The sequence below is a fragment of the Pseudomonas ulcerans genome (assembly GCF_036324125.1).
Classification (GTDB): domain Bacteria; phylum Pseudomonadota; class Gammaproteobacteria; order Pseudomonadales; family Pseudomonadaceae; genus Aquipseudomonas; species Aquipseudomonas ulcerans.
Genome location: NZ_JAZDQN010000030.1, coordinates 1 through 13,122 on the forward strand (window position 1 = coordinate 1; position 13,122 = coordinate 13,122).

Sequence of the window (13,122 nt, forward strand, 5' to 3'; positions counted from 1 at the left end):
GGCCGGGGGGGGGGGGTGGCCCCCCCTGTTCGCGGCTGTTCCCCCAACATCCAACGCCGGGGCCCCCCCGCTCCCACAGGGTCCGAGTCGCTCTCCCAATCTCGGATACCCATGCAGCGATCACATCCGAAATAACGACACCCACCTCCTTTGGTACACCCCGCCTTGACGCCCCACCCCCGCGCCACCAATCCTTGCCGCCACAACAAAAACAAGCGGGACAAGGAGTTCCACCATGCTCGGCCATTACGCGCAATACAGCCGCGAATACATCACCACCCTGATGATCCTCACCACCCTGTTCTTCGCCCTGCCGATCTTCCTCGCCCCGCTGCGCTGGGCCCGGCTGATGGGCTGGACGATTCCCGAACACGAACACCTGGCGATCTACTTCGGCCGTTGCCTCGGCGCCTTCATCCTGGTGGTGGAAGCCACCATGCTGCGCTCCGCCACCACCGGCACCAGCTTCAGCTACGCCTTCGACGTGCTGTTCCTGGTCTTCGCCCTGATGTTCGTGGTGCACGTCTACGGCGCCATCAGGAAGATCCAGCCGATCAGCGAGACCCTGGAGATCGGCTTCTGGATGATCCTGTTCGTGCTCAACGTGCTGTTCTACCCCACGACCGAGATCATCCTGTAGGCCCTTGGCCCGCAAGCCATTGGCTGCCCGGCCTTTGGAGCAGTTCGTCGGTCTTCGGCAAATTCCGTTGAGCGCCCGTTCGCCGGGCCCCGTCGTACCTGTACACAGGCTGTCCTGTGCGACTTCGAACGTGAAATCACAGTGAGGTGAGGCTCATGGCCAACAATCAAGGCAAGCCAGTCAATACCAACCCGGGCAACTTCGCCAATGACCGGCAGAAGGCATCGGAAGCCGGGCGCAAAGGGGGCCAGGCCTCCGGCGGCAACTTCGCCAACGACCGTCAGCGCGCCTCCGAAGCCGGTCGCGTCGGCGGGCAGAAAAGCCATGGCGGCGGTCGCAAGAGCGAGTGAAAAAAGGGCCGCTCTGCGGCCCTTCGCTTATTGCGGATCGGAAACGGAAAACGCACTGCGAATGAAATGCTCCAGCTCGTCAGCCTGGAGGATCTCGATGGAGAAATGCCCGAAGCGCTTGGGCAACCAGATGATCCGCACGCCGCTGGGAGTGTCCAGCTGGTCGCGGGACAGCGGCATGCCGTTCTCGTCTTCGGGCTGCTCGCCGTTGGCCAGCAGTTCGTCGTAGGCAACGAGGATATCCGGGGTGGTGTAGCACTGCCGGTAGATCGTGCCCTCGCCGTTGCGCAGCAGCAGCTCGTGCAGGTTGCCGGCCAGGGGCTGGACCAGGATGAAGCGCTCGCTGCCGAACACGACCACCGCATAGCGCACGTGCAAGCTGTCGCGCTGCCAGGTGAACGGCCGCGACACCCGCGCCGAGAACACCCGGGCGTAATGCGCGCAGGCGGCTTCGAGATCGCTGACCAGCACATCCACGTGGCTGAATTTCAGGTCCATGACGGGTTTCCACAAGGCCGGGACAAGGCGCTCAGGGTAACCGCGCTACATCCACCCCGCCAGCACGATCGGCAGCCAGGCAAACGACAGGACCGTGGAGCACATCACCACATTGGCCACCTGCTCCGGCGAGCGGTTGGCGCGCACCGCCAGCAGGTAGTTGAACACCGCCACCGGCATCGCCGACTGCATTACCAGCACCGCGCGCGGCAGCGTGTCCATGTCCAGCAGCACGCCGACGGCCCAGCCGATAGCGGCGCCAAGAACGATGCGCAACGCGCCGATCAGCATGCCGCTGCCGACATGCTGCAGGCGGATGCTGGCCAGGGACACGCCGAGGGTCAGCAGCATCAGCGGGATCACCATGCCGCCCACCAGGTCCACGGTGTTGGCGAGCCACAGCGGCAGGTGCAGGTCGAAGAAGATCATCGGCAAGGCCAGGGCCAGGCTGATGACGATGGGATTCCTGAGCAACGAACGGAAGGTGGTGGCGCCCCCGGAAATGGCGATACCGAGGGTGAACTGGAAGCTGGACAGGGTCAGGAAGAACGCCACCGCCAGGGCCAGGCCCTGGTCGCCGAAGGCATACAGCGCCACCGGCAGGCCCATGTTGCCGGTATTGGGGAACATGAACGCCGGCATCAGCACCCGCCAGTGCTGGCGGAATGCGCGGCTGACCGCATAACCGATCGCCGCCATCGCCAGCATGCACAGCACGCAGGCCAGGGCCATGCTGGTGAAGGCCTGCGGGTCGAGACGGGTACGGTGCAAGGTCGACAGCACCAGGCACGGCGTGCCGATGGTCATGACCAGGCTGGCGATGAACTCGGTCGGGTAGGCATGGCCCTTGCGCGCCCAGATGAAACCGATACCGGCGACGATGAAGACCGGGCCAGGACGGCGAACAGCGAAGCCAGCATGGGGCGTGTTCCTTGGGCAAAGCGGCCATGCTAGAAGGCTGCCGCCCATTGGCGCAAGGCTTTGCGGTGCCCTGCGCCTTGCGGTTGCAGCGATGAAGCGCATAAGATGCGAGCGCTTCTCACTTACGTTTTCGGACTCGACATGTCGGAACCTCGCACCCGGGCACTGGTGGGCACCCTCTACCAGGACAATCATCGCTGGCTGCTCGGCTGGCTGCGGCCCCGTGTCGACTGCCGCGAGCTGGCCCGCGACCTGGTACATGACGTGTTCATCCGCATCCTCGCCGCCCGCGATGCCGAGGATCGCTTGCAGGCGGTGCGCGAACCCCGTGGCTACCTGGCCACCATCGCCCGCCGCCTGATGATCGATCACTACCGTCGCGACCGCCTGGAACGAGCCTGGCTGGCCGCACCGGCGCAGGTGCCGGAAGCCTTCGAGATCAGCGAGGAAGAGCGTGCCCTGCTCCTGGAAACCCTGTGCGAACTCGACCGCATGCTGGCCGGGCTCGGCCCGGCGGTGCGCCGTGCTTTCCTGCTGTCGCAACTCGACGGCATGACCTACAAGGCCATCGCTGCAGCCGAAGGCCTCAGCGAGGTGACCATCACCCGCTATATCGCCAAGGCCACTCACCACTGCACCCTATACCGCCTGGGCCTGCAGCCCTGAGCCTGCTCGACCGCCTCGATTCCGCCCAGCGCGAGGCACTGGAACAGGCGGCCCATTGGCACAGCCGGTTGCACGGCGCGCGAGGTCATGACCAGGAGCCGGCGTGGCAAGCCTGGCTGGCCCAGCGCAGCGAGAACGCCTGGGCCTGGGACCAGGTGCAGCAGACCGTCGGCCAGTTCCAGCGCGTGCCCGGCCCCGGCGCGCAGGCGCTGCTGCAGGCCCAGCGCGGCGTGCAGCGGCGCGGCATGCTCAAGGGTTTCGTGCTGCTGGCCGGCGCCTCGGCGCTGGGCTATGGCGGCTGGCGCCAGGGCCGTGAAGCCGGCTGGTACGCCGACCTGCACAGCGCCTTCGGCCAGCGTCTGGACACGACCCTGGCCGATGGCACCCGCCTCCAGCTGAACAGCGACAGCGCAGTCGACGTGCTCTACGACGGTCGCCAGCGACGCCTGGTCCTGCGCCGTGGCGAAGTGCTGGTCAGCACCGCCCACGATGTTCTCGACCGCCCCTTCTTCGTCGAGGTCGCGCAGGGCACGGTGCAGGCGCTGGGCACGCGCTTTTCCGTGCGCCAGCGCGACGCCGGTGCCGAGGTGGCGGTGTTCGAGCACCGGGTTCGCCTGACGCCGGCCAGTGGTCAGCCGCTGCTGCTGGAGAGCGGGCAGCAGTGCGTGCTGGGCGCACAGGGAACGAGCGCCGTGACAGCGGTCGCCCCCGGCCAGGACGCCTGGGGCCAAGGCTTGCTGGTAGCCAACCGGCAGCGCCTGGACGACTTCCTCGCCGAACTGGGGCGCTATCGCAGCGGCTGGCTGCGCTGCGATCCGGCGGTGGCGGGCCTGAGGATCAGCGGCACCTTCGTCCTCGACGACAGCGACGGCGCCCTGCGCGCGCTGGAGGCGAGCCTGCCGGTGCGGGTGGTGCAGCGCAGCCGCTTCTGGGTGACGGTGATGCCGCGCTGAAGTTTTTTTCATCCTTGCTGATAGGTTTCGTCGCGCCGCTTCGACTCATCCAGCAGAGGGGCCACGCCCCCATCTGCCAACCAGACGAGCACGAAGCCGCCATGAAAGTCCCGTTCACACCCTCTCCCATCGCCCAGGCACTGCTGTTTGCCACCCTCCTCGGCCTGGCACTGCCCGCCACGGCCAGCACCGACGACCTGCGGGAATACCATATCGCCCAGGGCGACCTGGGCACCGCCCTGACCCGTTTCGCCACCGAGGCGCGGGTACTGGTGTCCTTCGACCCGGCGCTCACCGATGGCCGCACCAGCCGTGGCCTCGATGGCCGCTACCCGGTGGACGAAGCCCTGCGCCGCCTGCTGGAAGGCTCGGGCCTTTCAGCCGAGCAGCAGGAGGACGGCCGCTATGTGATGCGTGCCCTGCCGAGCACGACCGGGATCATGGAACTGGGCGCGACGCAGGTGGTGTCCAACCAGCTCGGCACCGTTACCGAAGGCAGCGGCGCCTACACCCCCGGCACCATCGCCACGGCCACGCGCCTGGTGCTGAGCCCGCGGCAGACGCCACAGTCGGTGACCGTGGTGACCCGCCAGCACATGGACGACTTCGCCCTCGACAACGTCGACGACGTGATGCGCCATACCCCGGGCATCACCGTCTCGGCCTACGACAGCGACCGCACCAACTACTATGCCCGTGGTTTCTCCATCAACAACTTCCAGTACGACGGCATTCCCTCGGCAGTGCGCAATGTCGGCTACTCCGCCGGCAACACCCTCAGCGACATGGCCATCTACGACCGCATCGAGGTGCTCAAGGGCTCCACCGGCCTGCTTGTGGGCGCAGGCTCCCTCGGTGCCTCGATCAACCTGATCCGCAAGAAACCCACCCACGACTTCCAGGGCCACCTGACCCTAGGCGCCGGCTCGTGGGACAACTACCGCAGCGAACTGGACGTCAGCGGCCCGCTGACCGACAGCGGCAATGTCCGTGGGCGCGCGGTGGCGGCGTACCAGGACAAGCACTCGTACCTGGACCGCTACTCCAGCCAGAGCCAGGTCTACTACGGCATCCTCGAATTCGACCTGTCCCCCGACACCCTGCTCACCGTGGGCGGCGACTACCAGGACAACGACCCGCGCGGCTCCACCTGGTCCGGCAGCTTTCCGCTGCTCAATGCCAACGGCGAGCGCAACAAGGTCTCGCGCTCGTTCAGCAACGCCGCCGACTGGAGCAGCTGGAAACAGTACACCCGCACCCTGTTCGCCACCCTCGAACACGACCTGGGCGACGGCTGGGTGACCAAGCTGCAGCTGGACCACAAGGTCAATGGCTACGACGCGCAGATGGGCACCATCCAGGGCGCCACACCGGCCGCCGACGGCAGCGCCAGCATCACCGCGCAACGCTACCGTGGCGAGACCGTCAGTGATTCCGCCGACCTCTACGTCAGCGGCCCGTTCAGCCTGCTGGGTCAGGAGCACGAGCTGGTCCTGGGGGGCTCGACCAGCATCGCCAAGTGGGACGGCAAGGGCTTCTGGAACGTGACCTTCCCCGGTGCCAACACCCTCGACTTCTTCAACTGGCACGGCAACGTGGCCAAGCCGAACTGGGGCGAGGCGGCGCAGGTCACCGACGACGTGGTCCGCCAGAACGGCGTCTACCTGGCGACCCGCCTCAACGTGCTGGACGATCTGCACTTCATCCTCGGCGGCCGCCTGGTCAACTACACGCTGACCGGGACCAGCAACACCTACCGCGAACAGGGCCGGGTGATCCCCTACGCCGGCGTGGTCTACGACCTCGACGAGCAGTTCTCGCTGTACGCCAGCTACACCGACATCTTCATGCCCCAGGAGAGCTACTACCTGGACCGCAACCGCGCGCTGCTGGAGCCGGACCAGGGGGAAAACTACGAGATCGGCATCAAGGGCGAATTCCTCGACGGCCGCCTCAACGCCAGCCTGGCCTACTTCGAAGTCAAGGAAAGCAACCGCCCGGTGTCCGACGACGCCTGGAACAACCAGACGCCGACGCCGCCGAACTGGGCGTTCAAGGGCACCGACGCGCAGACCAGGGGCTACGAGCTGGAGGTGTCCGGCGAACTGCAACCGGGCTGGCAGGTGCAGGCCGGCTACACCCACAAGATCGTCCGCGACGACAACGGCGAGAAGATCTCCACCTTCGAACCGCAGGACCAGTTCACCCTCTACACCCGCTACCAGTTGCCCGGCGCCCTCGACCAATGGACCGTGGGCGGCGGCGGCCGCTGGCAGAGCAAGGCCTGGCAGGACATCTGGAACTCGCCAAAGGACCGCTACGAGGAATTCGCGCAGAAGTCGTACTGGGTGGTCGACCTGATGACCCGCTACCAGATCACCCCCAAGCTGTCGGCGACGGTCAACCTGAACAACCTGTTCGACCAGTACTACTTCACCAATATCGGCTTCTACAACTCGGCGGTGTATGGGGAACCGCGCAATGTGATGGTGACGACGCGCTGGGATTTCTGAGTCGCCTCAACCGACCACTTCGATCCCCCTCAACCCCACCCGCTCCGCCTGCTCCATGACCTGCGCCGGCGTCGCGTCGGCGGCAGGCATCACCAGGCTGTTCTCGCCATCGCCGAAATGCAGGATCAGCAGGTGCATCGCCGCTTCGTGCAGCGGCAGTCGGGCCTGCTTGAGTTCGAAGGTGTGGGATTGGGGTTTGTCGTTGAACAGGTAGTCGACTGTGTAGCGATACATGGACGTCTCCGGGGAAAGGGATGGGCAACTGAAGGAACTGACTTCATGGTCAGCTTTTGGTTCAGTTGCCCGGTCTCCCTACCCCAGTCGATCCCACACCTGGATCAACCCGGCCAGGTGCACCAGTCCATAACCCGCGCAGATCACCGAACTGACGACGATGAACCCGGTGCTGCGGCCGGTGTTGCGCAGCATCAGCGGTCCGGCGAAACCGCGCAGCAGATAGACCAGGGTGATGACGCACAGCGCTGGGCGCAGCAATGGCAGCGGGCCGATCACGCCAGCGCCGGACAGCGCGTAGGCGGCCCAGATCACCAGGACCAGGGCGATCGCCAGGGTGATCAACGTCGGAAAGCGCTTGCCCTTTTCCGCCGCGCGGACCATCCGCTCCCCTGCCCCCATCCATCGATAACCCGCTGGCCCGACGGCGATGCACCAGAGATGCATCACGGCGGCAAGCAGACTGAGCACGGCACCGAGCAGCAGTGCGAGGTTGTAGTCCATCGGCGGTTGTCCTCATCCTTGAAAGCTCCGGAGCATAACCGGCCGCGGGAGGGCTTGACAGCTCTGCGAGAATGGAAGGAAACACGGCACTCTCTCCCTCGACAAAGGCAGACCTCCCATGCACAACGAAGAACTCAAGGCCCTGTTCGACCAGCAGGCCGCCGGCTACGACCAGCAGTGGGCCGGCATGGCGCCGATCCGCGACAACCTGCATTTCCTCATGGGCTCGCTGTTCAGCGGCTTGCCGGAGGATGCGCGGATCCTCTGCGTCGGCGTCGGCACCGGGGTGGAGATCGGCTATCTCGCGGCGCGGTTCCCGGGCTGGCGTTTTACCGCCGTCGATCCTTCGGGGGCGATGCTGGAGGTGTGTCGCGAACGTGCGCGGCGAGGCGGATTCGTCGAGCGCTGCAATTTCCATGAGGGCTACCTGGACACCCTCGACAGTGCTCGCAAGCATGACGGCGCTACCTGCTTCCTGGTCTCGCAGTTCTTCCTCGATCCCTCGGCGCGCAGCGCGTTCTTCGGCGAGATTGCAGCGCGCCTGAAGCCGAGTGGCGTGCTGGCCAGCGCCGACCTGGCGGCGGATACCGCGTCGCCGGCCTATGAAGTGCTGTTGCACGCCTGGATGACCCTGATGTCAGGCGCCGGGGTCCAGCCGGAAATGCTGGAGCGTGCCCGCGCGGCCTATGCCCGGGACGTGGCGATCCTGCCGGCAGCGCGGGTGGGGCAGATCATCGAGGCGGCGGGGTTCGCCAGTTCGGTGGTGTTCTTCCAGGCAGGGCTGATGCAGGGGTGGGTCAGCCGGATGCCTTGACGGCATCCGGCCTTCGGCACCAGCCCACTACCGAAATCCCCCACTGCACCGTAGAATGCGCCTCCATTTTTTCAGGGCACTTCGTCCATGAGCTCACTCGAACAAGGGCCGGCACCCGCGCAGGCCAATGAACTGGTCCTCGGCCTGGAAGACCGGCCGCGCCTGGTGATCGGCCTGCTGGCCGCGCTGCAGCACCTGCTGGCGATCATCGTGCCGATCGTCACCCCGGGCCTGCTGATCTGCCAGGCCCTCGGCGTCTCCGCCCGCGATACCAACCTGATCGTGTCGATGTCGCTGGTGATCTCCGGCATCGCCACCTTCGTCCAGTGCCGCCGCTTCGGGCCATTCGGCGCCGGGTTGCTGATCGTCCAGGGCACCAGCTTCAACTTCGTCGGCCCGCTGATCGCCGGCGGCGCATTGATGGTCAAGCAAGGCACGCCGGTTGAAGCCGTGATGGCGGCGATCTTCGGCGTGGTCATCGCCGGCTCGTTCGTGGAAATGGGCATCTCGCGCATCCTGCCCTTCGTCAAGCGCCTGATCACCCCGCTGGTCACCGGCATCGTCGTACTGATGATCGGCCTGACCCTGATCAAGGTCGGCCTGATCAGCATGGGCGGCGGCTTCGCCGCCATGGGCAACGGCACCTTCGCCAACGGCGAGAACCTGCTGCTGTCCGGCGTGGTGCTGGCGATCATCGTCGTGCTCAACCGCATCCCGCTGGTGTGGATGCGCAGCTGCGCCATCGTCATCGCCCTCGCCGTGGGCTATGCCCTGGCCGGCTACCTGGGCCGCCTGGACTTCACCGGCATGCACGAGGCCGCGCTGTTCCAGGTGCCGGTGCCGCTGCATTTCGGCCTCGGCTTCTCCTGGGCGCTGTTCATCCCGATGCTGGTGATCTACCTGGTCACCTCGCTGGAAGCCATCGGTGACGTCACCGCCACCAGCAAGGTCTCGCGCCAGCCGGTGGAAGGCCCGCTGTGGATGCAGCGGATCAAGGGCGGCGTGCTGGTCAACGGCGCCAACTCGCTGCTGGCCGGAGTGTTCAACACCTTCCCCAGCTCGATCTTCGCGCAGAACAACGGGGTGATTCAGCTGACCGGCATCGCCAGCCGCCATATCGGCATCTGGATCGCCCTGATGCTGGTGGTGCTCGGCCTGTTCCCGGCGGTGGCCGGGGTGATCCAGGCGGTGCCGGAGCCGGTGCTGGGTGGCGCGGCCATGGTCATGTTCGGCGCCGTGGCGGCCTCGGGCATCAATATCCTCGCCAGCACCAGCCTGGACCGGCGCGCCCTGCTGATCATCGCCGTGTCCCTGGCCCTCGGCCTGGGCGTGGCACAGGTGCCGGAGTTCCTCGCGCACATGCCGTCGGCGCTGCGCAACGTGCTGGAGTCCGGCGTCGCCACCGGCGGCATCTGCGCCCTGGTGCTGAACTGGTTCCTGCCGGAAGCCCGGCGCGAAGCCTGATCCCGCCGTCGTGCCAGACAAGCCCGCAGCCTGCTGCGGGCTTTTTGCTTTAGAATGCCGGGTGTTTTTCCCACAGGACTTGCCATGAAGTTCGCCATCGCGGTTTTCTCCCCCGGCCACGCGCCCTCCTCCCGTCGTGCCTTGCTGTTCGCCCAGGCCGCCCTGGCCGGCGGCCATGAGATCGTGCGCCTGTTCTTCTACCAGGACGGCGTGCACAGCGCCTCGGCCAACGTGGTCACGCCGCAGGACGAGAACGATGTTCCGGCGCAGTGGCGCGCCTTCATCGACGAGCAGCAACTGGATGCCGTGGTGTGCATCGCCGCCGCCCTGCGCCGTGGCGTGCTGAATGAAGAAGAAGCCACCCGCTACCAGCGCCCGGCGGTGAACCTGCCGGCGACGTGGGAGCTGTCCGGCCTCGGCCAGTTGCATGAAGCCGCGCAGGTCGCCGACCGCCTGGTTTGCTTCGGAGGAGATTGAAATGGCCAAGTCCTTGCTGATCATCAGCCGCCAGGCGCCGTGGAGCGGCCCGTCCGCCCGCGAAGCCCTGGATATCGCCCTGGCGGGCGGCGCCTTCGACCTGCCGCTGGGCATGCTCTTTCTCGATGATGGCGTGTTCCAGCTCGCCGCCCAGCAGCAGCCGGCGTTGCTGCAACAGAAGAACCTCGCGGCCAACCTCCAGGCCCTGCCGATGTTCGGCGTCGACGAACTGTTTGTCGCCGCCAGCAGCCTCCAGGCACGCGGCCTCGCCGCCGATGGCCTGGCGTTGCCGGTACAGGTGCTGGATGACGCCGGCCTCGCGGCCTTGATCGACCGATTCGACCAGGTGGTAACCCTCTGATGAGCACCCTGCACGTCATTTCCCATTCGCCGTTCGGCGACGACCGTCTCGCCAGTTGCCTGCGCCTGCTCGGTCCCCAGGACGGCCTGCTGCTCTGCGGCGACGCCGTGTACGCGCTGAACCCCGGCACCGCCACGGTGGCCGGCCTGGCCACCCTGGGCCCGCGCCTGTTTGCTCTGGAAGAGGACCTGCTGGCCCGCGCCATCGCCGACAGTCCGGCCAGCGCCGTGGACTATCCGGGCTTCGTGGCCCTGTCCCTGGACTACGACAAGGTCAACAGCTGGCTATGAGCACCCTTACCGTCAACGGCCAGGCCATCGCCCTCGACAAGGACGGCTACCTGGTGGATCTGGGCGACTGGTCGGCGGACGTCGCCCGCGCCCTGGCCGAACGCGAGTCCATCGAGCTGTCCGCCGATCACTGGGAAGTGCTGGAGCTGCTGCGCCAGTTCTACGCCGAGTACCAGCTGTCGCCGGCGACCCGTCCGCTGATCAAGTACACCGCGCTCAAGCTGGGCCCGGAGAAAGGCAACAGCCTGCACCTCAACCGCCTGTTCAACGGCACTCCTGCCAAACTCGCCGCCAAGCTGGCGGGCCTGCCCAAGCCGACCAACTGCATATGACCCAGCCACTCCCGCTCGTTACCGAAACCCCGGCCGAACATCCTTTCGCCGAGTTCGTGCGCATCCTCGGCAAGGGCAAGCGCGGCGCCCGCGGCCTGACCCGCGAGGAAGCCCGCGACGCCATGGGCATGCTGCTCGACGGCAAGGTCGAGGACACCCAGCTCGGCGCCTTCCTCATGCTGCTGCGGCACAAGGAAGAAAGCCCGGAAGAACTGGCCGGCTTCACCGAAGCCCTGCGCGCGCGCCTGGACGCCCCGGCGATTGCCGTGGACATCGACTGGCCGAGCTACGCCGGGAAGAAACGCCACCTGCCCTGGTACCTGCTGGCGGCGCGCTGCCTGGCGGGCAACGGCGTGCGCATCCTCATGCACGGCGGTGGCGCGCATACCGCCGGGCGCCTGTACACCGAGCAACTGCTGGAGCTGGCGGGCATCGCGCTGTGCCGCAACTGGACGCAGGTAGAGCAGGCGCTGGACAACAGCAATCTCGCCTTCATTCCGCTGATGGACTGGGCGCCGCGCCTGCAACGGATGATCGACCTGCGCAACACCCTCGGCCTGCGCTCGCCGATCCACTCCCTGGCCCGGGTGCTCAACCCGCTGGGCGCCCGCTGCGGCCTGCAGAGCATCTTCCACCCCGGCTACCAGGCGGTGCACCGTGAAGCCAGTCGCCTGCTCGGCGATCGCGCCATCGTGGTCAAGGGCGACGGCGGCGAGATCGAGATCAACCCGGATGCCACCAGCCATCTCTACGGCACCGCCGACGGCGTGGAGTGGGACGAGGAATGGCCGCAGATGTCCGCCCAGCGCCATGTGAAACCGGCCAGCCTGGAGCCGGAGCACCTGATGCGGGTCTGGCGTGGCGAGGCCAACGATAGCTACGGCGAAATGGCCGTGGTCGCGACCATGGCCCTGGCCTTGCGCGGCCTGGGTCACAGCCAGGACGACGCTTTCGCCAAGGCCCGGGAATACTGGGCAGCGCGCCTGGCCTGACAACAAACCATCGAATCCGTCGATCAAATACCCGGGATCTTTGCGCTATTCGTTCGAACTGAAGTCCGTAAACTGGGCTCCAATTTCCTACACGAACTGCCAAGGATTCCCACCATGGGCCTGTTGATCGACGGACGCTGGCATGACCAGTGGTACAAAAGCAGCAAGGACGGCGCCTTCGAGCGCGAAAGCGCGCAACGCAACAACCCCCTGCCCGCCGCCGAGGCCGGGCGCTATCACCTGTATGTGTCGCTGGCCTGCCCGTGGGCCCATCGCACCTTGATCTATCGCAAGCTCAAGGGGCTGGAAAGCCTGATCGACGTGTCCGTGGTCAGCTGGCTGATGGGCGAGCATGGCTGGACCTTCGACAAGAGCCAGGGCTCCACCGGCGACAAGCTCGACGGCATCGACTTCCTGCACCAGCGCTACACCCGCGACGATCCGCACTACACCGGCCGCGTCACCGTGCCGGTGCTGTGGGACAAGCACGAGCAGCGCATCGTCAACAACGAGTCGTCGCAGATCATCCGCATCTTCAACAGCGCTTTCGATGGCCTCACCGGCAATCGCCTGGACCTGTATCCGGAGCCGCTGCGGGCGAAGATCGATGCACTGAACGAGCGCATCTACCCGGCGGTGAACAATGGCGTGTACCGCGCCGGATTCGCCACGTCGCAAGGGGCGTATGAAGCAGCGTTCGATGCGCTGTTCAGCGAGCTGGATACTCTGGAACGGCTATTGGATGGGCAACGCTACCTGGCGGGTGAGTACCTGACCGAGGCGGATATCCGTCTGTTCACCACCATCGTGCGCTTCGACGCGGTGTACTACGGGCACTTCAAGTGCAACCTGCGGCGGATCAGCGACTACCCGAACCTGTCCAACTGGCTGCGCGAGCTGTACCAATGGCCGGGGGTGGCGGAGACGGTGAACATGGAGCATATCCAGCGCCATTACTACATGAGCCACAAGACCATCAATCCCAATGGCATCGTGCCGAAGGGGCCGTTGCAGGATTTCGGGCAGGCGCATGATCGGGAAAGGCTGGTTGGGAAAAAGATCTGGAAGAAAACCGGGATCTGAAGACCAACGCGATTGATGTGGGAGCGGGTT

At 66.1% G+C, this 13,122-nt stretch carries 15 protein-coding genes and 2 pseudogenes; 13 read left to right on the plus strand and 4 right to left on the minus strand.

Annotation, left to right across the window (positions count from 1 at the left end; genetic code table 11):
• The first annotated feature begins 235 nt into the window (after nt 1-235).
• Together V0R59_RS22475 and V0R59_RS22480 are read left to right on the plus strand one after the other, a co-directional pair.
• On the plus strand, nt 236-640 hold the full coding sequence (locus tag V0R59_RS22475; protein WP_330077068.1) for a hypothetical protein: 405 nt from the start codon (nt 236-238) through the stop codon (nt 638-640).
• 194 nt (nt 641-834) lie between these two features.
• A pseudogene (locus V0R59_RS22480) lies at nt 835-990 on the plus strand (general stress protein); the annotation flags it as partial.
• Nucleotides 991-1,017: 27 nt separating this feature from the next.
• On the opposite strand, the gene V0R59_RS22485 reads toward V0R59_RS22480, so the two are convergent.
• Entirely contained in the window at nt 1,018-1,488 is a 471-nt protein-coding gene (locus tag V0R59_RS22485; RefSeq protein WP_330077067.1) for a VOC family protein, read from the minus strand.
• Nucleotides 1,489-1,533: 45 nt separating this feature from the next.
• Nucleotides 1,534-2,408 (minus strand): annotated as a pseudogene (locus V0R59_RS22490) (AEC family transporter).
• Nucleotides 2,409-2,550: 142 nt separating this feature from the next.
• Here V0R59_RS22490 and V0R59_RS22495 point away from each other — a divergent pair.
• From V0R59_RS22495 to V0R59_RS22505, 3 genes are all read left to right on the plus strand, one after another.
• Complete coding sequence (locus V0R59_RS22495; protein WP_330077066.1) at nt 2,551-3,075, plus strand: sigma-70 family RNA polymerase sigma factor; 525 nt, start codon at nt 2,551-2,553, stop codon at nt 3,073-3,075.
• A 68-nt stretch (nt 3,076-3,143) separates the two neighbouring features.
• Nucleotides 3,144-4,028: a FecR domain-containing protein gene (locus V0R59_RS22500; RefSeq protein ID WP_330077065.1), complete on the plus strand. Its 885-nt coding sequence runs from the start codon at nt 3,144-3,146 to the stop codon at nt 4,026-4,028.
• 101 nt (nt 4,029-4,129) lie between these two features.
• A complete protein-coding gene (locus V0R59_RS22505) occupies nt 4,130-6,541 on the plus strand; it encodes a TonB-dependent siderophore receptor (protein WP_330077064.1) in 2,412 nt (803 codons plus the stop codon).
• A 6-nt stretch (nt 6,542-6,547) separates the two neighbouring features.
• On the opposite strand, the gene V0R59_RS22510 is transcribed toward V0R59_RS22505, so the two are convergent.
• Both V0R59_RS22510 and V0R59_RS22515 read right to left on the minus strand, forming a co-directional pair.
• Nucleotides 6,548-6,775: a hypothetical protein gene (locus tag V0R59_RS22510; protein WP_330077063.1), complete on the minus strand. Its 228-nt coding sequence runs from the start codon at nt 6,773-6,775 to the stop codon at nt 6,548-6,550.
• 78 nt (nt 6,776-6,853) lie between these two features.
• Nucleotides 6,854-7,279 (minus strand): hypothetical protein, encoded by a 426-nt coding sequence (locus V0R59_RS22515; RefSeq protein WP_330077062.1) that lies wholly within the window; start codon nt 7,277-7,279, stop codon nt 6,854-6,856.
• Nucleotides 7,280-7,397: 118 nt separating this feature from the next.
• Here V0R59_RS22515 and V0R59_RS22520 point away from each other — a divergent pair, with 118 nt between their 5' ends.
• The 8 genes from V0R59_RS22520 to V0R59_RS22555 all read left to right on the plus strand — a co-directional run bounded on the left by V0R59_RS22520 (nt 7,398) and on the right by V0R59_RS22555 (nt 13,092).
• Nucleotides 7,398-8,093, plus strand: coding sequence for a class I SAM-dependent methyltransferase (locus V0R59_RS22520; protein WP_330077061.1), 696 nt, complete (start codon nt 7,398-7,400; stop codon nt 8,091-8,093).
• An 87-nt stretch (nt 8,094-8,180) separates the two neighbouring features.
• Nucleotides 8,181-9,557, plus strand: coding sequence for a nucleobase:cation symporter-2 family protein (locus V0R59_RS22525; protein WP_330077060.1), 1,377 nt, complete (start codon nt 8,181-8,183; stop codon nt 9,555-9,557).
• Between the two features lie 84 nt (nt 9,558-9,641).
• Complete coding sequence (gene tusD / locus V0R59_RS22530; protein ID WP_330077059.1) at nt 9,642-10,034, plus strand: sulfurtransferase complex subunit TusD; 393 nt, start codon at nt 9,642-9,644, stop codon at nt 10,032-10,034.
• Between the two features lies 1 nt (nt 10,035).
• Nucleotides 10,036-10,395 (plus strand): sulfurtransferase complex subunit TusC, encoded by a 360-nt coding sequence (tusC, locus tag V0R59_RS22535; RefSeq protein ID WP_330077058.1) that lies wholly within the window; start codon nt 10,036-10,038, stop codon nt 10,393-10,395.
• Entirely contained in the window at nt 10,395-10,685 is a 291-nt protein-coding gene (tusB, locus tag V0R59_RS22540; RefSeq protein ID WP_330077057.1) for a sulfurtransferase complex subunit TusB, read from the plus strand. Before tusC ends, tusB begins: the two co-directional genes overlap by 1 nt.
• Complete coding sequence (locus tag V0R59_RS22545; RefSeq protein WP_330077056.1) at nt 10,682-11,017, plus strand: TusE/DsrC/DsvC family sulfur relay protein; 336 nt, start codon at nt 10,682-10,684, stop codon at nt 11,015-11,017. Before tusB ends, V0R59_RS22545 begins: the two co-directional genes overlap by 4 nt.
• Nucleotides 11,014-12,009: a glycosyl transferase family protein gene (locus V0R59_RS22550; RefSeq protein ID WP_330077055.1), complete on the plus strand. Its 996-nt coding sequence runs from the start codon at nt 11,014-11,016 to the stop codon at nt 12,007-12,009. Before V0R59_RS22545 ends, V0R59_RS22550 begins: the two co-directional genes overlap by 4 nt.
• A 114-nt stretch (nt 12,010-12,123) precedes the next feature.
• Nucleotides 12,124-13,092: a glutathione S-transferase family protein gene (locus V0R59_RS22555; protein ID WP_330077054.1), complete on the plus strand. Its 969-nt coding sequence runs from the start codon at nt 12,124-12,126 to the stop codon at nt 13,090-13,092.
• The last annotated feature ends 30 nt before the right edge of the window (nt 13,093-13,122 follow it).

Bases quoted from the DNA above. Each gene is read 5' to 3' on its own strand.
- V0R59_RS22485 (WP_330077067.1), bottom strand. From the start codon at position 1,488: ATGGACCTGAAATTCAGCCACGTGGATGTGCTGGTCAGCGATCTCGAA.
- V0R59_RS22505 (WP_330077064.1), top strand. From the start codon at position 4,130: ATGAAAGTCCCGTTCACACCCTCTCCCATCGCCCAGGCACTGCTGTTT.
- tusC (WP_330077058.1), top strand. From the start codon at position 10,036: ATGGCCAAGTCCTTGCTGATCATCAGCCGCCAGGCGCCGTGGAGCGGC.
- V0R59_RS22495 (WP_330077066.1), top strand. From the start codon at position 2,551: ATGTCGGAACCTCGCACCCGGGCACTGGTGGGCACCCTCTACCAGGAC.
- tusB (WP_330077057.1), top strand. From the start codon at position 10,395: ATGAGCACCCTGCACGTCATTTCCCATTCGCCGTTCGGCGACGACCGT.
- V0R59_RS22555 (WP_330077054.1), top strand. From the start codon at position 12,124: ATGGGCCTGTTGATCGACGGACGCTGGCATGACCAGTGGTACAAAAGC.
- V0R59_RS22550 (WP_330077055.1), top strand. From the start codon at position 11,014: ATGACCCAGCCACTCCCGCTCGTTACCGAAACCCCGGCCGAACATCCT.
- V0R59_RS22520 (WP_330077061.1), top strand. From the start codon at position 7,398: ATGCACAACGAAGAACTCAAGGCCCTGTTCGACCAGCAGGCCGCCGGC.
- V0R59_RS22515 (WP_330077062.1), bottom strand. From the start codon at position 7,279: ATGGACTACAACCTCGCACTGCTGCTCGGTGCCGTGCTCAGTCTGCTT.
- V0R59_RS22475 (WP_330077068.1), top strand. From the start codon at position 236: ATGCTCGGCCATTACGCGCAATACAGCCGCGAATACATCACCACCCTG.
- tusD (WP_330077059.1), top strand. From the start codon at position 9,642: ATGAAGTTCGCCATCGCGGTTTTCTCCCCCGGCCACGCGCCCTCCTCC.
- V0R59_RS22510 (WP_330077063.1), bottom strand. From the start codon at position 6,775: ATGTATCGCTACACAGTCGACTACCTGTTCAACGACAAACCCCAATCC.
- V0R59_RS22525 (WP_330077060.1), top strand. From the start codon at position 8,181: ATGAGCTCACTCGAACAAGGGCCGGCACCCGCGCAGGCCAATGAACTG.
- V0R59_RS22545 (WP_330077056.1), top strand. From the start codon at position 10,682: ATGAGCACCCTTACCGTCAACGGCCAGGCCATCGCCCTCGACAAGGAC.